Origin of the sequence: Labrenzia sp. R5_0 (genome assembly GCF_017743835.1) — a bacterium.
Classification (GTDB): Bacteria; Pseudomonadota; Alphaproteobacteria; order Rhizobiales; family Stappiaceae; genus Roseibium; species Roseibium algicola.
On the sequence record NZ_JAGHRK010000002.1, the window covers coordinates 61,685 to 85,468 of the forward strand.

Below are 23,784 nucleotides of genomic sequence, written 5' to 3' on the forward strand. Positions count from 1 at the left end.
ACTTCGGCGTTTGGAGCGCGGCCTTAAGCCCTCGCCGCGCTCTGAACGCCGCAATGTTGACCAACCTGTAGATACAGGTCGGGCAACATGTAAGTGCGCTGTACAACTAGCTACACGTATTTGTTGAATCTTTTCAAGGTTGTCGAATAATCGCCATGCAATCCATGAGCTAACTGGGGGATGTTCATGGCGAAGAACCCGTTTGACCTTGGGGACATGCTTGGCAACGAAATGCGAGGCGTGACCACCGGGGCGAAATTCGGAATGAAAATCGGTCGCGGGCTGGCCAGCTGGAACCTCAAACGCCAGCTGGAACAAGAGGGCTACGATCCCGTTACAATTGAAGCGGCGACGCAGGCCGTTGCCGCTGGACGTGATCCCAAACCCATTCTGGAGCAAGCCCGTCAAGCCTACGCTCTTAGAGACAAACAGGAGGAGATGCGGCGCAACCCGCCTCCCATCCACGGGTCTGCTCGCTGGGCTACTCAGGACGACGTGGAGCAAGCCGGGCTGTTCAGACAATCGAGCCGCCGCACTCTCAATCTTGGCAACTTCGAGGGCCACCGCGTCAACTGGGACGGCGAAAGCCACCTGCTGACCGTGGCCCCTACCCGTACCGGCAAAAGCGCCATGCAGGTTATTCCGAACCTGCGGACTTACGGCGGCTCTGCTGTGGTGCTCGATCCCAAAGGAGAGATTTACGAGCACACCGCTGCCTGGCGATCCCAGATGGGTCCTGTCTACGTGTTGAACCCATTCGCGGTCGAAGGCGTCCCGGAGACCGACGCCTTCAATCCGCTCGACAGTGTGACAGACAATCAATCCGCGCTTGAAATTGCCGAGATCCTCTATCCTCGCACCCACGACGACAAGCAGCAGTTCTTCGAAAACGAAGCGGTGGGTTTTCTCGCGGCGGCGGTTGAGTTCTCGGCGCGATTTGCACCGGACAGCCATCGCAATATGGGCACTCTGCGTGATGCGGTGTCCACATTGGACGGGCAGTTTCATGGCCTGCTTAAGGCGATGAGCAACGACATCATGCCACCGTCGATCCGCAATGCCGCCCGGAACTTTCAGACAAAGTCACGCGATACGGGGCAACCTCGTGTCCTGGACAGCCTGAACACCCATCTACGGATCTGGGATACGCCCGGGCTTCGCAAGGCGACCAGCCGTTCCGGATTTGATTTTGGCAGGCTCAAAGACCAGACGGCCACGGTCTATCTTGTCCTGCCGTTTTCGAAGATCACTCTCTTTTCCACGTTCGTGCGGATGGTGTTCGCCGCTGCGCTTGACGCGATGGTTCTCACATCGAAGAAACCGGACATACCGGTCCTGTTCGTCCTTGATGAGTTTTTGTCACTTGCGCCGGATGAACGCTTTGTTTCGGCTCTCAGGACCCATGCCAGCGCCGGTGTACGGCTGTGGTTCTTTCTGCAAGACCTTCCGACGCTGGAACAGAAATACCCGACGACGTGGAAATCCTTCTTGCAGGTCGAGGCCAAGACGTTTTTCGGGACTGATGATCCCTACACTGCGGATCTGATTTCCAGCTATTTGAGCGACCGGACGATCGCCTACGACGTTCCGAATGTTTCGGGCACGACGACAGGAGGCGCGTCTCCTTCCACCGGCTATTCCATTTCCGAAAATCTTCACCTGACCGCCCGGAGGCTCCTAACGCCGGATGAAGTCATCGGCCTGCTGCGAGGCACGGCAACGGGGCGAAAGGCCATCCATTTCCTGCGGGACTTAAGGCACCCACTTCAGACCGATCTTACTCCCTGGTTTCTGAACACTTCGCCGAAGGAGCAATCATGACCGATACCGCCTACCGCATTCCTCGCCACTCAGTCGGCTTAACGATATTCCTTCTTATGGCAGGCGCTACACTCGGTGCTGTCTGGGGACTTTTTCTATCGTCGTTCGTCGCCACGGCTTCACTCGCTGCGGGGGGACCTCTGGCCCTGCTGATAGCCGGTCCACTCCTGTTCGCGATCTATGGGGTCGGCACGACTTACATCGTGTTTGGCGCTCCCCTATGGGCGCTATTCGGGGGAATGTGGTTCGCTGCGTCATCTTCCAGAGACACCGGATCTGCTGCGACACAAATGGGCGTTACGTTCTTCTCTAAGAGTCATCCCATCAACCAAGCTACACAACGGATGGCGCAACAGCTTGATCTGCCGCCTGTCCGATACGTCGGCTGGTTTGGCTCAGACGACATAAACGCGTTTGCGATGGGGACAAGCAATCGCTATGCGCTTGTGGCCGTCAGCAAAGGCGCAATCGAAAACCTCTCTCAGGAGCAATTGGATGCCGTTATTGCCCACGAACTGGGTCACATAGCCAGCAACGATATGGAGAGGATGACCTATGCGCTTGGTGTTCGTGAATCTCTTACGTTTTTTCTGATTTTCCGCGGGCTCAAGAAATTCGCACGTTGGGTTTTCACGCCGTTGTCAGAGCTGGAGCTTCTGAGGTTTTCGCGAGCACGAGAATTCACAGCTGACGCCATCTCGGCTCATTTGACATCGTCAGAGGCTATGATCTCGGTGCTTGAAACACTGAAGGGCGCAAAACTCGAACCGCAGCCCCACAACCAAGCCTTTGTGATGATGGCGGCGCTCGGCGACAACACCTTGTTTTCAACACACCCGTCCCTGGACGACCGCATCAATACACTGCGCGCACTTCCGGTTTCGACTTCCGTTCAACAACCGGATCAGGAAACTTCCGTCCCCAGTCCGCAGCCAATTTCGAGTTGAGATTAAACAAACGCTCTGCTAGCAGGAAGCATCACGCGGACGTGGTGGAATCGGTAGACACAAGGGACTTAAGTCAAAATTGAGTGCACCGGCGGAAACGCCGGATGTAGAACTGCTCAAATTCGGGGAACCCTGTCAGATGGCAATCCCGAGCCAAGCCTCACAAGAGGAAGGTGTAGAGACTAGACGGGCAGCACCTACGGCATCTGCTACGGTGAAGGTATAGTCCAGACCACAAACGCCGGAAGGCGGCGGTGAAAGCCGTAGCTGGTAAGAAAATCCCTCGGCCCTAGGCTGTGCGGGTTCGAGTCCCGCCGTCCGCACCAACAATCTGTTTTCGATCAATTGGCTTCAGTTTGCGATGTCCTGTGGGCATTCCGCTTTGCGTGTTCGATGATCTGCTTCTTCGATTTTGCTTTCCGCTACACGTTGACAGCCGCCGCGCTGATGCTCGTGGCAATGTGTGAGGCGTAGTATTTCTCAATCATCTCGACGCTGGTGCGGCAGTTTTTGGCGATCTGGTAGATGTCCGCCCCCTCCATCAGACGCAGGCAGATATAGGTGTGGCGAAGGCTGTAAGCCGTCCGCCGGTTCCCTTCCCGGTCGAACTTGAGATTTTCCTCGTCCAAAATATCGTTGAACATGATCACGTGGTTGCCGGGAAACACGGGATCATCCGGCTTCGGCAGATTGCGTTTGAGCAACCGCTCGAACGGAAAAACGGCGTTGGGCGTGCTTTTGCAATACCCGACGCCACGCTTACCCCGCACCTGAATGAGGAGGATTGTTTCGTCGGTTTCCTCGTCGTGGACGATTTCGACATCCCGGACCTGAAGCCGTTTGGCTTCATCCGGTCTGAGGCCAGTATTGGCCAGAAAGAGAACATAGTCGCGCAGCTGTTCAGCATGCCACTGATACCGCCCACCCTGATGCCGTTCGGCACGTTTCCGGGTGGCGGTGTATAGCTGTTTATACTCTTCCGGCGAGAACCAAGCCCGGTGAGATATTTTCTCGGCGGACCGATAGGGCATCGACAGATCCGGCAGATGGGTGAGCCAGCCGTGCCGTATGGCCGTCTTGAGCACCTGTCGAAGAGTTACGATCTCCTGATGCATCGTGTTCTTGGCGGGCGGTTTGCCCTCAGGTGACGTATTGTGCCGCATGACGCGGTATTCCTGCACCTTGCCCGCAGTCACTTCCGACAACCCCAGTTCGCCAAAGAACGGCAGCAGGTAAAGCCGCAAACGGCGTTCGTTCCCCGCCACATAAACCCGGTTCCGGGCACCGCCGGTCACAACGTCATATTCTTCAAGGTAGCGCTTTGCCGCTTCCTTGAAGGTCCGCTCGTCCTTCAGCGTGCCGCCTTTTTCCTTGGCCTTCAGCCGAAAGAACCAATCCTCGGCAATCTCCTTCGCCAGGGAGAGACTTTCCTCTCCTGTGCTGATGCGCCGGTTCTTGCCCATGAGGTAGGTGGAGCACTGCCACTTCCGGCTGTTTTCCCGCCGGTAGATGCTGACTTTGCCGCCCAAAATGGTGTGCTTTTCCATCTTTGACTCTCACCCTCACTTTCCGGCTTTTATTCTACCAGACTGTGTAACAGATGTGTAAGTCAGAAGCGGATGAAAATGATTACGAAAAAGAGACTAAGTGATTGAATTTATGGTGCCCATGATCGGAGTCGAACCGATACTGGAAGGATTTTAAGTCCCTTGTGTCTACCAATTCCACCACGCCCGCTTTTCCCTTCCCCTAGCTCTCCTGCCCGAAAAGCGCAAGAAGGCACTGCCGCTTTTCAGCGCACAGGCGGGAAGTTTCCACGTCAGCCTGATTTTGCGGGAACAGAAGCTGGAAAATAGGCGCTTTGGGCGGTATGAGAACAGGTAACGGATAATTGGTGCCGAACAGGGCCTTGTGGGCTTAGAATGGCACCGGATAATTGTGAGACACGGTAAACCCCATGGTCAGCTATATAGACGCTTCGGAAGCCCCTTTGAAAAACACGGGTCAGGTACGTTTGTACGGCCCTGAAGATTTTGAAGGCATGATGCGCGCCGGACAGCTGACCGCAGCCTGTCTGGACGAGCTGGCCGACATCGTCAAACCGGGCACGACCACCCAGGAAATCGACGACTTCGTCTACCAGTACGGCATGGATCACAACGCCATTCCGGCGACGCTGAACTATCGCGGTTACACCAAGTCCTCCTGTACGTCGATCAACCATGTCGTCTGTCACGGCATTCCCAACGACAAGGCCCTGCGCGAGGGCGACATCGTCAACATCGACGTGACCTTCATTCTGGACGGATGGCACGGTGATTCCAGCCGCATGTATCCGGTCGGCCAGTTGAAGCGCGCTGCCGAGCGCCTGATCGATGTGACCTATGAATCGCTGATGCGCGGTATCGAGGCTGCCAAACCGGGCAACACCACCGGGGACATCGGTGCTGCCATCCAGACCTTCGTCGAGGCTGAACGCTGTTCGGTCGTGCGCGATTTCTGCGGGCACGGTCTTGGTCTTCTGTTCCACGACACCCCCAACATCCTGCATTACGGGCGTCCTGGCGAAGGTGTTGAACTGAAGCCGGGCATGATCTTCACCATCGAACCGATGGTCAATCTGGGCCGCCCTCACGTGAAGGTTCTCAGCGACGGCTGGACAGCCGTCACGCGAGACAGATCCCTGTCCGCCCAGTTCGAACATTCCATTGGCATCACGCCTGAAGGCTGCCAGATCTTCACCACGTCCCCCAAAGGCATCCACAAGCCGGGCCTGCAGACGGACTGATTGTCCGGCCTGAGGTCCGTTTACCGGCGATGCACCGTCATCTGACAGCGGCTGACGCAGGAGCTCATGAAAGAGACGACGACCGCCAGTGAAGCACCGGCCACAACCGGCAGCGACCACAAGGGACACCGCCAGCGGCTGCGGGAACGATTTCGTAAAACCGGCGAGCAAGGTCTCGCCGATTATGAACTCCTGGAATTCCTGTTATTTTCCGCCCTGCCCCGCCAGGATACAAAGCCGATCGCCAAAGCACTGCTTCAGCGCTTCGGTTCCTTTCCGGCAGCCCTTGCCGCCCCCCGGGAACGGCTCAAGGAAATCCCGGGGTTGTCCGACATCAGCATAGATGCGCTTCAGGCGGTGCATGCATCGGTCATCCGCTTTCACAAGGCCGGGCTGGAAAAACGGCAAGTGCTCGACAGCTGGCAGAAGGTCATGGACTACCTGCAGGTTTCCATGGGGCTGGCCCCGGTAGAGCAGTTCAGGATCCTGTTTCTCGACAAGAAAAATGCGCTTATCGCAGATGAGGTTCAGCAGACGGGCACGGTCGATCACACCCCGGTCTATCCGCGCGAAGTGATCCGGCGTGCCCTGGAGCTTTCGGCAACGGCCCTGATCCTTGTCCACAACCACCCGTCGGGCGATCCGACCCCATCACGCGCCGACATACAGATGACCAAGAAAATCGTCGATATTGCCGGCCCACTCGGGATCGAGGTGCATGACCATATCATCGTTGGTCTGCGTACAAACGTCAGCTTCCGCAGCTTACAGCTGATTTGAGCTGTTCGAGCAACCGACAGGCCAAGTCTTGGGGCCCGTACAGCTAAGCTCTTTAAGACTGTTTGCAAAACCGGATCGGGAGTTTCGAGACTTTACCCTTAATTTACTTAGAATTTGCGGCATTCCTTAACCCAGATCGACAATACTCGGGCCAAAGAAATCGGGCTCGTATATGTACAATTCGTCTAAAAACTCCGGCGGACAGATAGCAAACGCGATCATTATTCCGATGGTCGTGATCGTCATGATATCCGTTGTCGGTATTTTCGGCCTGTTGCACTGGTCTGCCCGCCTGTCGGACGAAACCGCTGTCGAATCCCAGAACAAGCTCATTTCCGGCGCTTTGCAGCTGACCCAGAATTACATGGTCAAGCAGCAGAACGGCGTCGTGATCTGGGACGAAGCCTATCACCGGGTCAATCAGATCAACCCGGACGAAGGCTGGATCTACAACAACCTGATGCACTGGCTGTTCCAGAACCACGGTTTTTCCAAGTCGATCCTGATCAACCGCGATTACGGCGTGCAATATGTCTACGCGCAGAACCACACCAACAAGTGGATGACGCAGGAGTTGCTTCAGGAACTGAAGCCCGCCGTTGCCAAGGTGCGCGCCCGCTACATCATTTCCTTCCGCCGCACACCATCCGGGCTCTACAGTTTCATTCCGCAAAGCAGCGACGCGCGCCGGTCGATTGCCGAAACCGGCCTCGTCTCCCTGGCGGGCGAACCGTATCTCTTCAGTGCCGCCGCCATCATGCCGCAGATCCAGTCGATCTCCCGGGTCCGTTTCCCGCCGTCAGTGCTGGTAAGTCTGGTACCCTTGCGGGGTGAAAAGCTGACGGAAATCTCGGAAATGTCACGCCTTGACGGGTTTGTTCTCGCCAACAACCAGACCCAGCGCGATGGCGTCGGCAGGTTTCAGCTGAAGTCCCCGCTTGGACAGGATGTCGGCCTGATCGCCTGGCAGACAACCGAGCCCGGCAGCCAGATGATACGCCGGATCAATCCGTTCCTGGCCTTGGCGGCGTTCATGATTGCCGCCGTGGTCATCGCCGTGACCATCTTCACGCGCCAGATGACCAAACGTCTTGCACGCAGCGAAGCCAAGGCAGTCCACTCCTCGCGTCATGACGCCCTGTCCGGCCTGCCGAACCGCGCGCGGTTCCATGCACTTTTGACGGACACGCTGGACGAAAGCGTTGCCAAGGGAACGAATACGGCCGTCGTCTACATCGACCTCGACCATTTCAAGGACATCAACGATACGCTTGGCCATTCCGCCGGTGACAAGGTGATCACTGCGGTCGCCCAAAGACTGCAGCGCGTCATTCCCGAAACCGGGATCGTTGCGCGCATCAGCGGCGACGAATTCGCGATGGTCATCAAGAACTGCGAAGACGATGTCTGGCTGGAATACATCCTCGACCAGGTGCAGGACGAAATCGGCCGTCCGATCATGATCGGGCGCCGTGAACTTCACGCGAGCCTCTCGATGGGCGCTGCCATTGCCCCGCGCGACGGCACCGATCCGGACGAGTTGCTGCGCAAGGCCGATATCGCGCTTTATGATGCCAAGGCAAACGGCCGGAACCGCCGTTCCTTCTTCGAACCGAACATGGAACATCACGTCCAGTCCAAGGACAGGCTGTCCCGCGAACTTCGGCTGGCACTCAAGAACGACGAATTGACACTTGCCTACCAACCGCAGTCCGACACATCGGCCAAGCGGATCGTCAGCGTCGAAGCGCTGGCCCGCTGGACTAAGGAAGACGGCACCGTCATTTCCCCGGCGCAGTTCATTCCGGTGGCCGAGGAAACCGGCCTGATCAACGAACTGGGCATCTGGGTGCTCAACAAGGCCTGCGCCAAGGCGCACGAATGGCCCGGCATAACTGTTTCGGTCAACGTTTCGCCAAACCAGTTCAAGCATCCGCGGTTCGTCGAAAAGGTGATGGCGATCCTTGCCGCCAACAACCTGCCGCCACAGCGCCTGGAAATTGAAGTCACCGAAAGTGTTTTCGCGGGCCGCAACGATTCGGTGCTGAAGGCCCTGCGCAGGCTGAAGAACCTGGGCGTGAAGGTTGCGCTCGATGATTTCGGTTCAGGTTATTCCAGCCTCAGCTACCTGCGCCGCTTCCCTTTCGACACGCTCAAGATCGACCGGGATTTCGTTTCCGACATGAACGGCAACGCCGAAGCCGAGGCCATCCTGGTATCGATCATCCAGCTCGGCAAAGCGCTCGGCATGACCATTGTTGCCGAAGGCATCGAGACGCTGGAACAGATCCGTTTTTTGCAGGCACACGACTGCAACCGAATGCAGGGCTACTACATTTCCCGGCCGCTGACGGACACCGCCCTGACGGCGTTCCTGGACGAATTTCACCGCGTCGGCACTCCCGGTTTCGGCACAGACCTGAGCTACCAGGTACGCGCGGCGGAAGCTTGACGACACTTCGTACGGGCAAATGCCTGCCCGTAAGCCCTTCGATTTGTTCAGGAACGACCTGGAAACGCTACCGGGCTCAAAGACCCAGCGCCGGACGGAGCCGGGCGGCAAACGAGTGAAAGCTCGCAAAGGGCGCTGTCTCGGCCAATGTCAGCCAGTTCTGCCCTGCCCCGTCAGCCAGCTTCAGGCCAGCGTGACCGAATTCCGCACGCACCATATCCTTGAACCAGGCAACATGCTGCGCTTTGCGCTGGCGTTGCAAGGCTTCACCGGACGCGATGTGCGCATGGTGGCGCGTCCAGTGGTCAACCAGATCATCAACACCGCTGAGGGTTTGCGCGGAGACTTCGCACACAGGCACCTTCCACCCTGTAGTGCTATCGGTATCGCTCAACGACAAGGCGCCCGCGACATCCGAGGCAGCCCGACGGGCAAGCACACCCATATCTGCCTTGGTGACAGCCACGATATCCGGCAACTCCATGATGCCGGCCTTCATGAACTGCAGACTGTCACCCGATCCGGGCTGGATACACAGAACAACCGTGTCGACAGCCTGCTTCAGGTCACCTTCCGATTGTCCGATACCAACGGTTTCAACGATCACGCAGTCACACACGCACCGGAGAACGGCGATTGCCGCAACCGCATGATCGGAGAGGCCCCCAAGGCGATCTCGCGCCGCCATGGAGCGGACGAAGACGCCATCGTCGGATGGATCGGTTTTCAGGCGGGTTCGGTCACCCAGAAGGGCACCACCGGTCACCGCGGAAGACGGATCAATCGCAAGTACAGCCACAGTCTGCCCCGCCGTCCGGCACGCCTTGATGAGCGCGTCGGTCAGACTTGATTTGCCGACGCCGGGCGGACCGGTGAGGCCCAACACTTTCGCGGTGGCTTCACCAGCGGCCGAATCCAGAAAAGCCGCGGTTTCGGCGTCCTCCGCATGGCTTTCCAGCCGGCTGAGAACCCGCGCGAGCTGCCTCTTGCCACCCGCGCGCAAGGTGTCCAGCTGGGGGTAAGCATCGCTCACACCGCGCTCCCCTTGGCCTCGACCGGAGTTTTCCGCCCCATTCAGCTTCCGGACTTGAACTTCAAGGCCGCCTGAGCTGCCGCCAGGCGGGCAATCGGCACACGGAACGGTGAGCAGGAGACATAGTCCAGACCGACGCCTTCGCAGAAGGAGATCGAGGCCGGATCACCGCCATGCTCCCCGCAAATGCCAAGCTTGATGTCGGGACGGGTCGACCGGCCGCGTTCAACGCCGATCTTGATAAGCTCACCCACGCCTTCCTGATCGAGAGAGACGAACGGATCCTGCTCCAGCAGGCCGCGCGTCTGATACGTCCCCAGGAAGGAAGCCGCATCATCGCGCGAGATACCGAAGGTGGTCTGCGTAAGATCGTTGGTACCGAAGGAGAAGAACTCGGCAGACTGTGCGATTTCCGCCGCTTTCAGGGCGGCGCGCGGCAGTTCCACCATGGTGCCGATCTGGTATGTCAGTTCCGCTCCGGTTTCGCTCATCACGGCTTTTGCCATGGCCTCGATGCTCTGGCGTACGAGGTCGAGTTCTCCCTTGAGGCCGACCAGCGGAACCATGATTTCCGGAACCACCGGTGCGCCGGTTACCTTGGCAGCCTCGACAGCCGCCTCGAAGATGGCCCGGGCCTGCATTTCGGCGATTTCCGGATAGGAAACCAGCAGACGGCAGCCGCGATGGCCGAGCATCGGGTTGAATTCTTCCAGTGCCAGCGCCCTGTCGCGAAGCAACTCCGGATCGGCACCCATGGCTTTTGCGACGTCCGCCAGTTCCTCTTCCGATTTCGGCAGGAATTCGTGCAGTGGCGGATCCAGCAGACGGATCGTTACCGGCAGGCCGTGCATGATTTCGAAGAGATCGGTAAAGTCCTGCCGCTGCATCGGTAAGAGTTTTGCAAGTGCTGTCCGGCGTCCGGCTTCGGTCTCGGCCAGAATCATCTCGCGCACGGCAATGATACGCTCGCCTTCGAAGAACATGTGCTCGGTGCGGCAAAGGCCAATACCTTCAGCGCCGAACTCCCGTGCAACCTTGGCGTCTTGCGGCGTTTCCGCGTTGGTGCGCACGCGCATGCGGCGCACCTTGTCGGCCCAGCCCATTAGTGTACCGAAATCGCCGGAGAGCGTCGGCTGCAGCATCTCGACCTCACCAACCAGAACCTGTCCGGTGGCTCCATCGATGGTGATGATGTCACCTTCCTTCAACTGCCGTCCGGCAGCATTGATCACACCGTTGCGATAGTCGATCCGCAGCATCCCAGCTCCGGCGACACAAGGCTTGCCCATGCCACGCGCCACCACGGCCGCGTGGCTTGTCATGCCGCCCCGGCTGGTCAGAATACCCTCGGCCGCATGCATGCCATGGATGTCTTCCGGGCTGGTTTCCACGCGAACAAGAATGACCTTGCGCCCTTCCGCCTTGGCTTTTTCCGCCTCGTCGGAGGAAAAGACGATGGCACCGGATGCAGCGCCGGGAGAGGCCGGCAGGCCGGTCGTGATCACATCGCGCTTTGCTTTCGGATCAATTGTCGGGTGCAGGAGCTGGTCGAGCGCAGCAGGCTCCACGCGGCCAATGGCCTCTTCCTCACCCAATAGCCCTTCGGCAACCATGTCGACCGCGATCTTCAGCGCCGCCTTGGCGGTGCGCTTGCCCGACCGGGTCTGCAGCATCCAAAGCTTGCCCTTTTCAATCGTGAACTCCAGGTCCTGCATGTCCCTGTAATGGGCTTCCAGCTTGGCACAATAGGTCTGGAATTCGGCAAATGCCTCCGGCATCAGCGCTTCCAGCGACGGGCTGGAAGACCCGGCCCCGATGCGGGCCTTCTCGGTGATATCCTGCGGTGTCCGGATGCCGGCAACCACGTCCTCGCCCTGTGCATTGACCAGGAACTCGCCATAAAGGGCGTTTTCACCAGTGGAAGGGTTCCGGGTAAAGGCGACGCCGGTCGCAGAGCTCTCGCCCATGTTGCCGAACACCATGGCCTGAACGTTGACGGCAGTTCCCCAGGAGGACGGCAGATCGTGCAGGCGGCGATATGTGACGGCACGTGGCACCATCCAGGAACTGAAGACCGCGCCAATCGCGCCCCAGAGCTGCTCCTGCGGATCCTGCGGGAACGGCTTTTCCAGTTCTTCTTCCACCAGCGCCTTGAACTTCTCGATGATGCCCAGCCAGGCATCCGCATCGATTTCGGTATCGAGCGTCAGTTCGTTGCGTTCCTTGTACTCTTCCAGAATTTCTTCAAATTCATGGTGGTCGAGGCCCAGCACCACGTCGGAATACATCTGGATGAAGCGGCGGTAGCTGTCGTAGGCGAAACGCCTGTCTCCCGCCTCTTGTGCGATCGCTTCGACTGTCTGGTCGTTAAGGCCGAGGTTCAGGACGGTATCCATCATGCCGGGCATGGAAACACGGGCGCCGGAGCGGACGGAAACCAGCAGCGGCCGTTCCGGGTCACCAAACTTGCGGTTGGTCGCCTCGCCGACCTTGTCCAGCGCTTCGGCAACCTGTGCCGTCAAAGCGTCCGGATAGGATTTGTCATGCTCGTAGTACCAGGTGCAGACTTCCGTGGTGATGGTGAAGCCCGGTGGCACGGGCAGACCCAGGCTGCTCATTTCGGCCAGGTTTGCGCCCTTCCCACCGAGAAGATTACGCATATTCGCTGCACCTTCTGCAGCACCATTGCCGAAACTGTAGACCCACTTGGTCATCTGATACTCTCCTCGCCTAGTTCGGTCTGCGGCGTCTCGCGCGCAGCCAACTCGCATTATCATTCCGGCAGCAATCGGGCCGCACCGGCACCAGATCTTTTTGCACCGCACATTCCTGCTACGGCAACTGCTTGTCTTCAAGCCCTTTTTCAGCGAAACCGGTTATGATTGGTCGTAAGTCTTAGCATTTCCGACGTTGAGCAAAATCAAAAGGATTTAAACCCGCAGAAAGTTATCCCGGGCGCCTTGCCGGTCAGCCTTAAAGACGCCATTGTCAAAGGTAATAAGCAGTAAACCCACCAGATTCAGGGACAGAAGTGCGAACAATGATGACAAATCCGACCGGTGCCGTTTCGACCAGGGATCGCAGTCCTCTCCGCCGGAAACTGCTTGCGCTGGTCAGCGTGCTCGCCCTTCTTCCCGCTACCGCACTTGCCGAAACGAGCACCGAACCGGAAACTCTTGGCACACCGTCCGATCTGCCGTTCACGCTGTCCGGCAGCTACCTTTCCGGCCGCCTCGCCGGTTTCCAGAAGGACTACGCCCAGGCAGCGGCGTTTTACGAAGAAACCCTGGCCGCCGACCCGAGCAATACGATGTTGCTCGAACGCACTTTCCTCCTGAAGTTGGCCAATGGCGATGTCGAACAGGCCGTTGTCTACTCCAAGGAGCTGGAAAGCGCCGGTCTGCAGAACTTCCTCGCGCAGCTGACGCTCGGTGCGCAGGAGATGCTGGACGGCCGCTATGAAAAAGCCAACGAAGAACTTGAGCGGGGCCGCAACGGTCCGCTCGCGCAGCTTTCCATCGGCATTTCCCGCGCCTGGACGCTTTATGGCAGCGGCAAGATCGACGAAGCCGTCGCGATGATTGACGGACTTGAGGGACCGGACTGGTTCGAAGTGTTCAAGTCCACCCACAAGGCACATCTTCTGTTTGCCGCCGGGCGTAACCAGGAAGCACTGGAAGCCGCCGAGAGCGCCTATGCCATCGACCAGGGTGCCTTGCGCGTCGTGGACGCCTACACCCGCCTTCTGGCCGCCAACGGGCGCCAGAAGGAAGCACTTGATGCGCTCGATCAATACGATGCGCAATTCCGCGGTCACCCCAAGCTTGACCAGACCCGCGAGGCTATCAGCAGCGGTGAGATCATTCCGCCGCTTGTTACTGATCCGGCAGCCGGCATGGCGGAAATCCTCTATGGACTTGGTGCCGTAATCGGCCGCGATGGCGGTGAAGAGCTTTCCACCTCCTATCTGCAGCTTGCGCTCTACCTCGATCCGAAGGCCGAATTTGCAGCCATTGCTCTCGGCAGTGTCTTTGAGCGGATGGAGCAGCCGGAACGGGCCATCGAAGCCCTGATGATGGTGCCCGATGACAGCGTGCTGAAGCGCGAAGCCGAAATCCAGGTTGGCATGAACTACAATGCCTTGGAGATGGTGGATGAAGCCCGCAGCCATCTGGAAGAGCTGATCAAACAGGATCCCTCAGATCTTGAAGCCGTGATCGCACTTGGCAACATCCTGCGTGCACACGAAATCTACGAGGACGCCGAGGCAACCTACACCAAGGGCATCGACACCATTTCCGAACTGCAAAGTCAGCATTGGCTGATGCTTTATTTCCGCGGTATCGCCCGGGAAAGACTGGGGAAATGGGAACTTGCCGAAGCCGACTTCCGCAAGGCGCTTGAACTCAACGAGGATCAGCCACTCGTGCTCAACTATCTCGGCTATTCCCTGGTCGACCAGGGTCTGAAGCTGGATGAAGCCCTGGGCATGATCAAGAAAGCCGTCGAACTGCGGCCAACAGACGGATACATCGTCGACAGCCTTGGCTGGGTTTATTTCCGTCTTGGTCGCTACGAGGAAGCGGTAAAGGAACTGGAGCGGGCTATCGAGCTTCGCCCGGCGGATCCGGTCATCAACGATCACCTGGGCGATGCCTACTGGATGGTTGGTCGTCGCAACGAGGCAAGGTTCCAGTGGAACCACGCCCGCGACCTGGGACCGGACGCAGAGGAATTGCCGAAAATTCTGGAAAAGATTGCCGAAGGCCTGAAGGAGGTTCCGGGAACGGATGCCGCCAAAGCCGAGACCGGCAAAAACGGCGGCTAACCGGACACACCCATGGCCCTCGCCTCAAAGTCTTCCCCCCGGGTGGAGCTGGCCCGGGCCAAGGTGAATCTGGCACTGCATATTACAGGTCGGCAGCCGGACGGCTATCATCTGCTGGATTCGCTCGTGGTCTTCCCCCAGATCGGCGACAGACTGGCGATAGAAGCTGCCGGTGAGCTCGACCTGCAAGTCGAAGGCCCGTTTGCGCGAGACCTGACGGGCCCGGTCGAAGAGAACCTTATCCTGAAGGCCGTGCGCAGCTTCGCCGAAAAGGCCGGTATTGATGTTCCGCAGGTTCGCCTGACACTGACCAAACGCCTGCCTGTGGCTTCCGGCATCGGCGGCGGCTCCAGCGATGCCGCTACCACCTTGCGCCTTCTGGAGGACTTCACTGGCACCTATCTTGCCGAGGAAGATCTGCACGCACTGGCGCTGACGCTTGGGGCGGATGTACCGGTTTGCCTGTTTCCAGAACCCCAGATCATGCGCGGCATCGGCGGCGACCTGAGTGCCGGTCCGGACCTTCCGCCTTGCGGTATCGTGCTTGTAAACCCGAGGGTTGGCGTATCCACTCCGGAAGTCTTCAAGTCCATGGAACAGCGGGACAACGCTCCCATGGATCTCATGCCGGAAAAGTTTGAAACGCTGGCCTCGCTGGTCGCCTATCTGGCAAGCTGCCGAAACGATCTGCAGGACCCGGCGAAAGGTCTGTGTCCTGAAATCGGTCAGGTTCTTTCCGAGCTGGAAGCCGATACCCGCGTCGACCTTGCAAGAATGTCCGGCTCCGGTGCGACCTGCTTCGGCCTGTGTGAGTTGAATGCCGCCATGGACGTCGAACGTGCATTGCGCAGCAGCCATCCCGACTGGTGGATCGCCTCCGGGCCGCTCTCCTGACAAAACGCAGAGTTGGCTTTTAAAAAACAAAGAAAAAGCCGCCATTTCTTAAATGTCGGCTTTTCAATTTCGTCAGAAAAACAAATACTTGTAAGCGTTAGCTCACACGCGAGATGCAGAAGGCAACAGCATCACCCAGCGCATCGCTATGCGCACCGGACGGCAAAGTGTCCAGGGCAGCAAGAGCCTTATTGCCGTAGTCCTTCGCCCGCTCGACCGTTTCAGACAAGGCGTCGTATTTCTTCAAAAGCTCGATGGCCTGTTCCAGATCACCATCCTGGATTTCTTCGCCTTCCAGGCAACGTCGCCAGAAGTCGCGGTCTGCATCAGTGCCACGGGCAACTGCCAACACCACCGGCAGTGTGATCTTGCCTTCGCGGAAATCATCGCCGACATCCTTGCCGAGATCTGCGGAAGAGCCACCATAGTCGAGCGCGTCGTCAACTAGCTGGAACGCATAGCCGAGTTCCATGCCGTAGGTCCGCGCGGCCCGCTTCATTTCCACTGACTGCCCGGCAATCACGGGGCCGACTTCGGCGGCAGCGGCAAACAGAGCGGCGGTCTTGGCCTCGATCACCCGCAGATAGTCTGCTTCGGTCGTGGCGATGTTCTTTGCAGCGCCAAGCTGCAGCACTTCGCCTTCGGCAATGACTGCGGATGCCGTGGAGAGGATGCGCAGCGCTTCCAGCGAACCGACATCGACCATCATCTTGAAGGCCTGTCCGAGCAGATAGTCGCCGACAAGAACACTTGCCTGGTTTCCCCAGAGCTTGCGCGCTGCAAGCTTGCCCCGACGCATGTCGCTTTCGTCCACGACATCGTCATGCAACAGCGTGGCGGTATGCATGAACTCCACGCTGGCCGCCAGCGTGACATGACCATCGCCCTGGTAGCCGAACATCTCGGCACAGGCCAGCGTCAGCATCGGCCGGAGCCGCTTGCCGCCTGAGGAAATCAGGTGCTTGGCGATTTCCGGGATCAATTCAACATTCGATCCTGCCTTCGACAGGATCAGATCGTTGACCTCGCCCATGCCGCCGGACACCAGATCAACGAGCGACTGAATGCTCGGACGGCGCGGCTGATCGTCTGTATAAGTTGCAACAACGGCCACTAATGGCACTCCCTGAATATTTGTGCGGACAATATGTTGCGAACGCCTTCGGGGCAAGCCGCCAATCCATTGACAAACTGTTGAAATGCCGCAATCAGCTGGTTTTGCTGTAAACGGGTCGGATGAGGTTTTCTGTTCGACCGCAGGACATGGACCGCTAACGCCGGGAATCTAATGGAAGAACTAGTCAGAACAAACGATCCCGTCCTGATTTCCTTTCTGGAATCGATTCTTGAAGATGCCGGCATCAAACATTTTGTCGCAGACGGCAATATGAGCATTCTGGAAGGTTCGCTGGCCATGATCCCGCGCCGCATACTTGTCGATTCAGACCAGATCCAGATGGCGCGCAAGCTGGTGCGAGACGCCGGTCTGGAACATGAACTGCGTCCGGAAAGCGGCCAGGCCTGACATGACTTCGCCGACGGACAGCACCGAATGCACATCTCAGGAAACGACCCATGACGCTTTTCTGGGCGGCAAGGTCTATGTGCATCAACCCAAGCGTGGCCGGCACAGGGCAGGCCTCGACGCGGTCTATCTGGCGGCGGCCCTGCCGGATGGTACCCGGGGACATGTCATCGACCTTGGCGCGGGTGTCGGCACCGCTGGGTTTTGCGCCGCGGCGCGCTTGCCGGACATTCGGGTAACGCTGGTTGATATAGACGAGACCGTGCTCGCCCTCGCCCGTCGCGGCCTTGAAGACCCCGCCAATGGCGCATTTTCCAGCCGTGTCTCCCTTCTGGAGGCTGATATTACGGCCAAGGGAAGTGCGCGCCACGCAGCCGGTCTTACCCCCGCAATGGCGGACCATGCCATCATGAACCCGCCCTACTATGAGGCGGACCGCTTCCGGGCATCGCCCAACAGTGCTCGTGCCGGCGCGCATATGCTCGATGACCGGGGACTGGAGCCATGGGCGAAAACCGCAACGGATATTGTCAAGGAAGGCGGCAGCCTGACCGTCATCTTTCGGGCAGACGGTCTGCAGGAACTGTTGAGCGTTCTCAAGGGCCGGTTCGGCGCAATTGAAGTCATTCCGCTTCGTCCAAGGCAGGAAGCGGCAGCGACACGTGTTCTGCTGCGCGCCATTCGCGCCAGCAAGGCCCCCTTGCGGCTGATGCCGGGGTTCGTATTGCATGAGGGGGACGGATCCGAATTCACCCCTCAGTCAAAAGCCGTCATGCGTAATGGCGAAGGACTTGGCCTCAGCGCGCGCTGAGTTCCTGTCCCGCCTATCTCAGTGCACCACGATTTCTCCGTCCGCGTAGCGGAAATCAACGGGCGAGATCAGAGTCTGATGCGCGACGCGAACGGAATGGATGCGACCTTCTATCTCCCGTTCCCAGAACACGAGAAACCTGGTCAGTTCGGGAAATTTCGGCGCCAGGTCTTCCGTTTGCCACAGGAAACTCTGCAGCAACTTCGGATGATCAGGCAGACGGTAGAGGATTTCCGCCGTCATCAGTCCATAGCCGAGAAGGCGTTTTTCAAAGTCAGAGCTGGTTTTCATGCCAATCCTTTCTTCTGTGCAAAGAAAGATTGTCACGGAAATCTGGTTAACCAAACCCGACTTTTGGATATTTACTGTTTAAAAACAGCAATTTAGCAGCACTCGACAGGCACTGCTAACAACAGGAGCCACGGGCTGCAAAAAGCATCATTTCACTTGGATGGTGGTCAGATACCCCAGAAAGGCGTCGATGTCATCCGGCTCCAGCGCGAATTCCGGCATGTTGTCATGTGCCGTCACGATGCCTTCCGCCAATGGTTCTTCCAGGCTTTCCAGCGGATACCGACTGGAAAGATCACGAAAGGCAGGCGCACCGGCCTGTGCACTCTGGTCGTCACGGCCGACTGCATGGCAGGTAGCACAATGGATTTCCGCCAGCTCCCGGCCGGTCGCAACGCTCACCGGATCCGTCGGATAAGCTCCGTCAGAAGCCAGGGCAGACGATGCTGCAAACAGGATGACGGCGACACCAAAAAACGGTTTGCTGCGCAACACTCTACTTCCCTCCCTTGAATCAGTTTCGCTTTTATAGAAGGTTCGGAAACAGAAACCCATTAGGGGGAACACGGTGGCCACGAAAAATGTGCCTTCAACACCAATGTTCTCGACGCCAGTATCTCTATATAACCGGGATCACCACCCGTTCACCGGAGGAAACATGAACCAGCTGCCGGCTTCCATTGACGACACTCTCGCCCTGATGGATCAGGCGGGCTACGTGGCCGACCGGTCGCTTGCCACCGTTCTGCATCTGGCCCTGAAGATGAAACGCCCCCTGTTTCTGGAAGGCGAAGCCGGTGTCGGCAAGACGGAAATTGCCAAGGTCCTGTCGTCGACACTTGGAAGAGACCTGATCCGCCTGCAATGCTATGAAGGTCTCGACGTCGCCTCCGCGGTCTATGAGTGGAACTACCCCGCTCAGATGGTCGAAATCCGTGTCGCGGAAGCAGCCGGCGACACTGACCACTCCGAGCTTTCCAAATCGATTTTCGACGAACGCTTCCTGATCAAGCGCCCCGTGCTGCAGGCGCTCGAACCTTCGCTGGCAGGCGCGCCGGTGTTCCTGATCGACGAACTCGACCGGGCGGACGAAGCGTTCGAAGCCTTTCTTCTGGAAGTTCTGGCCGATAACCAGGTGACAATTCCCGAGCTCGGCACCGTGAAGGCAGCCGAGCCGCCCATCGTCATCATCACGACCAACCGCACGCGTGAAATTCACGATGCCCTGAAGCGCCGCTGTCTCTACCACTGGGTCGACTACCCCGATGCCGAGCGCGAGCTGGAGATTGTCCGCCGCAAGGTTCCCGGTGCCGCCCAGCGCCTTGCAAGCGAAGTGGTTGCCTTCGTGCAGAAGCTGCGCGCCGACGAGGATCTTTTCAAGCAACCCGGTGTCGCCGAAACGCTGGACTGGGCGACAGCTCTTTCCGAACTCAACGAAATGGCGCTCGATCCGGACATGGCATCCGACACGCTTGGCGTTCTGTTGAAATACCAGGACGACATCGAACGGGTCCGCGGCTCCAAAGTGCGCCAGATGATCGACGACATCCGCAAGGACGCTCCGCACCAGCAATCCATGCCGGCGGTTTGAACAGGTGACAAGACCACAACGGGCCCATCGCACTCATTCGGGAGGCTGCAATGACACCCTCTCCTGAGTTGCGATCGCGGATCACGGACAACATCGTCTATTTCGCGCGAACGCTGCGCAAGGCGGGCGTTCCCGTCGGCCCCGCCTCCGTGGTGGATGCGGTTGCGGCCGTGGAAGTCTCCGGCATCGAAAGCCGTGAGGACCTCTACTGGACACTGCATGCGGTCTTCGTGCGCAAACGTGAACAGAAGGTGCTGTTCGACGAGGCTTTCCGGATCTACTGGCAAAGCCGTGGATTGATCGAGAAGATGCTGGCGATCCTGTCGCCGGTCGCCCCGCCCAGAGGTGAGCCTGAAAAACCGAAGGCCGGCCAGACACGGGTCTCGCAGGCGTTTCAGGCAGCGCAAGAGCGGATCGCAGAGGAAACCGTTCCCCAGATCGAAATCGATGCAAAGTTCACCGTCTCCGGCAAGGAATTGCTGCAGACCAAGGACTTCGCGCAGATGACGTCGGAGGAAATTACCGAAGCCAAGCTGGCGCTCAGGGCCATGACAATGCCTTTGGACAAGATCAGGCTTCGTCGCCTCAAGCCGGCGTCCAGAGGAAAAGTCGATCCACGCCGAACCTTGCGCGCCTCCATGCGGGCCGGTGGTGACATAATTGACCTGAAGTTCCGCAAACCGGCGGAAAAACGGCCACCGCTTATCGCCCTTTGCGATATCTCCGGAAGCATGAGCCAGTACTCCAGGCTTCTGCTGCATTTCCTGCACGGTTTGACCGTGGAACGGCGGGATGTACACACATTCCTGTTTGGCACCCGTTTGACGAACGTCACGAGACAATTGCGCATGAAGGATCCGGACGAGGCCCTGGAAGCTTGCTCGTCAGGTGTCGAGGACTGGTCGGGTGGCACCCGCATCGCCTCTGCACTGCATGATTTCAACCGGCATTGGTCTCGCCGCGTCCTGTCGGGACAGCCGACCGTACTGCTGATCACCGACGGTTTGGAGCGCGATACGGACGAGGATCTTGAGCGGGAAATGGACCGGCTGCACCGCTCTTGCCGTCGACTAATCTGGCTTAATCCCCTGCTGCGCTTCGAAGGCTTCGAAGCAAAGGCAAAGGGTATCCGCGCCATGCTGCCGAATGTGGACGAATTCCGAGCGGTTCATTCACTCGACGCGGTTGCCGATCTTGTCTCTGCGTTGTCGGGTTCAGGCGGTCGCGACAGCAGTGCCAATCCGAAGCGTTGGTTGAAACCGTAACGTTGGTAGCCTATTGCGCAGACGTGTCCAATTGACACTCAAAAGTCTGGAAGACGGCGCCTGACTGGCCTGGTTTCATGCAGGCTGGAAGCAGGTGATTTTCTGCTTCAAAATGACGGCATGAACAAAGAGACCCTGCCAGCTTCGTGTTGGGGCACTAGAAGTTGACAGGGTCATTTGAGAGGTCGTTTGCAGGCCTCGGACCCACCATATATTCAATTTCATGAAACTAAATGCGACATGCTGCCTCTGCGGCAGGGTGTGCGCTGCCGCATGAACTTGACCTCGAAAACGCGATTAAACTGCGCTACACTTTTGTGGTGTGAAACAGACGTTACTTCTTGAATTTGCTGCCGCGTTATGACCAGGAACAATAATCAGGATCTCGACAAAACAGTGTACCATCAAGTGATTGGCTGTTCGCTTCTGCTCGTCATCCTGTTTGGTCTCGGACACAACGTCTATCTTTCTTCCGGCGATCCCTTTTCCGGCCCAAAGCCGTCTACTCATCCAATCACGGCACTTGGTTTTCTCATTCTGGCCGGAGCTATCTTCTTTCGCCTGCAATGGGCGCGCTCGGTCTGGCTCAGGGGTACCTTGTGCTGCCTGATGATCCTGCTCTCGGGCCTTCGTATTGCCGAGGCCCTGTTTCCGGATCAGATCACTCTATTTGCCGACAGCTGGCTGTCCCATTCACTGGAATCGATCAATATGTACGGCCGGTTCTCGATTGAAACGGCTCTCTTCCTGTTTTGCTGCTTCAGTTTCGAGCTATCCCAGGAACGGCATACTGTCGTCAGGCTGCTCCTGGTGTCTGTCTGCCTGGCCGTATTGTCCTTCGGCTTTGCGGAAACAGTCTATGCGTTCTTTCTGTGGGGGAACGAACTGTCGATGATCACGCAATTCGGCATGTGGCTGGTGTCGGTAGACCTCCTGGTCCAGATGCGCAATCAGGCTCCTTTCCAGAGCGTGATGCAACCGGGCAGGTCAAATTTCTACCGTCAGTTCACGGCGCTTGCTCTTTATCTGCTACCCATGATCATCGGCACGGTCGTGCTTCATAAAATGCAGATTTCCCCCTCCGAGCAGGCCCCGTTCGAGCTGTTCTTCGCGGGAACAAGCTGCCTGTTGCTGGGCGTCGTCCTGATGCTGGGAACCTATCTGGACCGGAAGAACCCCCCGGAAAATGCCTGGTCGGCACCGTCATCCGGACGCAATGGCAAGCGAGACAGGTAAGACTGATCTCCTTGCCAGTTACCGGCTAGCCAGTGAATGCACCTGGCTCGCTCACGGCAATGCCACCACAGGCGTGCGAACCGTTACCCTTTGAAACAGGTCCTCGATGTCGTGATTGGCCATCCGGATGCAGCCATACGAAACCGCGCGCCCGATGGAGCCCGGCCGGTTGGTGCCGTGAATGGCGTAGTTTCCGTTGGACAGCGTCATGGCGGCAACGCCCATCGGGTTGTTGGGCGCGCCACCGCGAATGACCGTCGGCAAATGCGGAAAGTCTCGACGGACTTCGTCCGACGGAGCCCAGTCGGGCTTCACGTATTTAGCCGTTATGAATGCCTGTCCGGTCCAGGATTTTTGCCGTTTGCCGACTGCAACCTTGTAGCGGATCGCCCTGTTGGCGCCGAGCACAAGATAAAGCCGCTTTTCGGAATTCTTTATCACGATAGTTCCGGCGCGAAAGCGGGCATCCGAGAAGCCCACCACTTCGGCGGCATCGGCAGACTTTGGCGGAACACTGATTGCAACAAGCATCATCAAAGGAATGAAAACGCGGAACAAGGAGACCAGACGCATTACAAACTCCATGCAGTTGCGCCGAGATTACCTTGCCCCTTCCCTTGAAAGAACCGGGACAGGCCTATTTTCTTACCAAAAGGTTAATCAGCACTCCAACGTGAAGAGACAATACGGCCAGCCAACTGGTATCTGAGGGTGAGCGAATACCGGTCGAACAATCGCATCTTTGCCTGTGACAGGCGTCACCGCGTCTGACGGAGCCTCATGAGATAGTGCGTCCATGGCTCGAAGAGAGAGCCTGAGTTTAAAACTTGCGGAACATGGCCGCACCAGTTGCATCGTTGATCTTGTTCAAGGACCTGTCGAATGACCCAAACATCTGCCACGACACGCGGCTTCAAACGCCCCTTTCGAAAAACCGTCGCAACCTTCGCCTGTCTTGTCGCACTCGCCGCGGCACCTTTGCCTTCATTCGCCGGATCTTTGACTGGCACCTACCTGCTGTCACCGGCTCAACTGGCCACCGGCTTTTCCGTTCGGGTCCTCGGACGCGGCCCTGTCACGGGTGAATTCAAGACCGTATCCGGCAAGATGACACTGGACCAAAACCGCCCGGAGAAGAGCCAGGTGGTCGTGAAGGTCGACCTGAGAAGTGTTCACACGAACAACGACAAGGTTACAGGTTTTCTGAAGAGTTCGGCCATGTTTGATGTCGCCAACCACCCGGTGGCCACATTCCAGAGCACCCGGGTTCATATTACCGGCCAGAACACGGCGGAAGTCGAGGGTGTCTTGAACCTTCGCGGAAAACAGAAACGCACCAAGCTTTCGGTGAAGATTACCGACAGCAAGGCCAACGGTCAGGTCGGGTTCGAAGTGTCAGGCGGGTTTTTCCGCAGCCTCTACGGCATGGATGCCGGTTTGCCGATCTACGCCGACAAGGTCAATCTCGAGATCAGAGGCACCGGAAAACGTAGCTGACCTACACCATTTGCCTTGTATTCCT

Annotated in this window: 20 protein-coding genes and 1 tRNA gene; 13 read left to right on the plus strand and 8 right to left on the minus strand. The window is 58.1% G+C overall.

The genetic code is table 11. The annotated features are described in order from the left end of the window. The first annotated feature begins 186 nt into the window (after window positions 1–186). Together J7447_RS09090 and J7447_RS09095 are read left to right on the plus strand one after the other, a co-directional pair. Window positions 187–1,821 carry a type IV secretory system conjugative DNA transfer family protein gene (locus J7447_RS09090; protein ID WP_209169436.1) on the plus strand — a complete coding sequence of 545 codons (1,635 nt, stop codon included), beginning with the start codon at window positions 187–189 and terminating at the stop codon, window positions 1,819–1,821. Then, window positions 1,818–2,768, plus strand: a complete 951-nt coding sequence (locus J7447_RS09095) for a M48 family metalloprotease (protein ID WP_209169437.1) — start codon at window positions 1,818–1,820, stop codon at window positions 2,766–2,768. Before J7447_RS09090 ends, J7447_RS09095 begins: the two co-directional genes overlap by 4 nt. Window positions 2,769–3,190: 422 nt before the next feature. Here the strand turns inward: J7447_RS09095 and J7447_RS09100 are convergent, their stop codons facing one another. Together J7447_RS09100 and J7447_RS09105 are read right to left on the minus strand one after the other, a co-directional pair. After that, window positions 3,191–4,315, minus strand: coding sequence for a site-specific integrase (locus J7447_RS09100; RefSeq protein ID WP_209169438.1), 1,125 nt, complete (start codon window positions 4,313–4,315; stop codon window positions 3,191–3,193). Window positions 4,316–4,428: 113 nt separating this feature from the next. Continuing rightward, window positions 4,429–4,499, minus strand: a tRNA-Leu gene (locus J7447_RS09105). 226 nt (window positions 4,500–4,725) lie between these two features. Here J7447_RS09105 and map point away from each other — a divergent pair. The 3 genes from map to J7447_RS09120 all read left to right on the plus strand — a co-directional run bounded on the left by map (window position 4,726) and on the right by J7447_RS09120 (window position 8,788). After that, entirely contained in the window at window positions 4,726–5,556 is an 831-nt protein-coding gene (map, locus tag J7447_RS09110; RefSeq protein WP_023001049.1) for a type I methionyl aminopeptidase, read from the plus strand. A 66-nt stretch (window positions 5,557–5,622) separates the two neighbouring features. Next, on the plus strand, window positions 5,623–6,336 hold the full coding sequence (radC, locus tag J7447_RS09115) for a DNA repair protein RadC (protein ID WP_209169439.1): 714 nt from the start codon (window positions 5,623–5,625) through the stop codon (window positions 6,334–6,336). Between the two features lie 172 nt (window positions 6,337–6,508). Continuing rightward, window positions 6,509–8,788 (plus strand): bifunctional diguanylate cyclase/phosphodiesterase, encoded by a 2,280-nt coding sequence (locus tag J7447_RS09120; RefSeq protein ID WP_209169440.1) that lies wholly within the window; start codon window positions 6,509–6,511, stop codon window positions 8,786–8,788. A 76-nt stretch (window positions 8,789–8,864) separates the two neighbouring features. On the opposite strand, the gene J7447_RS09125 is transcribed toward J7447_RS09120, so the two are convergent. Both J7447_RS09125 and ppdK read right to left on the minus strand, forming a co-directional pair. Then, window positions 8,865–9,821 (minus strand): methylmalonyl Co-A mutase-associated GTPase MeaB, encoded by a 957-nt coding sequence (locus J7447_RS09125; protein ID WP_209169441.1) that lies wholly within the window; start codon window positions 9,819–9,821, stop codon window positions 8,865–8,867. A 41-nt stretch (window positions 9,822–9,862) separates the two neighbouring features. Then, window positions 9,863–12,535: a pyruvate, phosphate dikinase gene (gene ppdK / locus J7447_RS09130; protein ID WP_209169442.1), complete on the minus strand. Its 2,673-nt coding sequence runs from the start codon at window positions 12,533–12,535 to the stop codon at window positions 9,863–9,865. Window positions 12,536–12,861: 326 nt separating this feature from the next. On the opposite strand from ppdK, the gene J7447_RS09135 reads away from it, so the two are divergent. Together J7447_RS09135 and J7447_RS09140 are read left to right on the plus strand one after the other, a co-directional pair. Beyond that, window positions 12,862–14,649 carry a tetratricopeptide repeat protein gene (locus J7447_RS09135; RefSeq protein ID WP_077292633.1) on the plus strand — a complete coding sequence of 596 codons (1,788 nt, stop codon included), beginning with the start codon at window positions 12,862–12,864 and terminating at the stop codon, window positions 14,647–14,649. A 12-nt stretch (window positions 14,650–14,661) separates the two neighbouring features. After that, entirely contained in the window at window positions 14,662–15,543 is an 882-nt protein-coding gene (locus tag J7447_RS09140) for a 4-(cytidine 5'-diphospho)-2-C-methyl-D-erythritol kinase (protein ID WP_209169443.1), read from the plus strand. Window positions 15,544–15,640: 97 nt separating this feature from the next. Here J7447_RS09140 and J7447_RS09145 read toward each other — a convergent pair whose 3' ends face one another. Then, window positions 15,641–16,576, minus strand: coding sequence for a polyprenyl synthetase family protein (locus tag J7447_RS09145; protein WP_205838387.1), 936 nt, complete (start codon window positions 16,574–16,576; stop codon window positions 15,641–15,643). A gap of 255 nt (window positions 16,577–16,831) precedes the next feature. On the opposite strand from J7447_RS09145, the gene J7447_RS09150 reads away from it, so the two are divergent. Both J7447_RS09150 and J7447_RS09155 read left to right on the plus strand, forming a co-directional pair. Continuing rightward, window positions 16,832–17,068: a DUF2007 domain-containing protein gene (locus tag J7447_RS09150; protein ID WP_075282434.1), complete on the plus strand. Its 237-nt coding sequence runs from the start codon at window positions 16,832–16,834 to the stop codon at window positions 17,066–17,068. Between the two features lies 1 nt (window position 17,069). After that, on the plus strand, window positions 17,070–17,879 hold the full coding sequence (locus tag J7447_RS09155) for a methyltransferase (RefSeq protein ID WP_209169444.1): 810 nt from the start codon (window positions 17,070–17,072) through the stop codon (window positions 17,877–17,879). A gap of 18 nt (window positions 17,880–17,897) precedes the next feature. Here J7447_RS09155 and J7447_RS09160 read toward each other — a convergent pair whose 3' ends face one another. Continuing rightward, window positions 17,898–18,170 carry a Usg family protein gene (locus J7447_RS09160; RefSeq protein WP_031269297.1) on the minus strand — a complete coding sequence of 91 codons (273 nt, stop codon included), beginning with the start codon at window positions 18,168–18,170 and terminating at the stop codon, window positions 17,898–17,900. 147 nt (window positions 18,171–18,317) lie between these two features. Further along, window positions 18,318–18,665, minus strand: coding sequence for a cytochrome c (locus tag J7447_RS09165; protein ID WP_353653764.1), 348 nt, complete (start codon window positions 18,663–18,665; stop codon window positions 18,318–18,320). A 163-nt stretch (window positions 18,666–18,828) separates the two neighbouring features. Here J7447_RS09165 and J7447_RS09170 point away from each other — a divergent pair, with 163 nt between their 5' ends. The 3 genes from J7447_RS09170 to J7447_RS09180 all read left to right on the plus strand — a co-directional run bounded on the left by J7447_RS09170 (window position 18,829) and on the right by J7447_RS09180 (window position 22,262). Further along, window positions 18,829–19,761 (plus strand): MoxR family ATPase, encoded by a 933-nt coding sequence (locus tag J7447_RS09170; RefSeq protein WP_023001036.1) that lies wholly within the window; start codon window positions 18,829–18,831, stop codon window positions 19,759–19,761. A 50-nt stretch (window positions 19,762–19,811) separates the two neighbouring features. After that, window positions 19,812–21,026: a VWA domain-containing protein gene (locus tag J7447_RS09175; RefSeq protein WP_209169445.1), complete on the plus strand. Its 1,215-nt coding sequence runs from the start codon at window positions 19,812–19,814 to the stop codon at window positions 21,024–21,026. Window positions 21,027–21,422: 396 nt separating this feature from the next. Beyond that, window positions 21,423–22,262: a hypothetical protein gene (locus J7447_RS09180; RefSeq protein WP_209169446.1), complete on the plus strand. Its 840-nt coding sequence runs from the start codon at window positions 21,423–21,425 to the stop codon at window positions 22,260–22,262. Between the two features lie 51 nt (window positions 22,263–22,313). Here the strand turns inward: J7447_RS09180 and J7447_RS09185 are convergent, their stop codons facing one another. Then, on the minus strand, window positions 22,314–22,793 hold the full coding sequence (locus J7447_RS09185; RefSeq protein ID WP_286133815.1) for a L,D-transpeptidase: 480 nt from the start codon (window positions 22,791–22,793) through the stop codon (window positions 22,314–22,316). Between the two features lie 351 nt (window positions 22,794–23,144). Between J7447_RS09185 and J7447_RS09190 the strand changes: the two genes are divergently transcribed. After that, entirely contained in the window at window positions 23,145–23,759 is a 615-nt protein-coding gene (locus tag J7447_RS09190; RefSeq protein WP_023001032.1) for a YceI family protein, read from the plus strand. The last annotated feature ends 25 nt before the right edge of the window (window positions 23,760–23,784 follow it).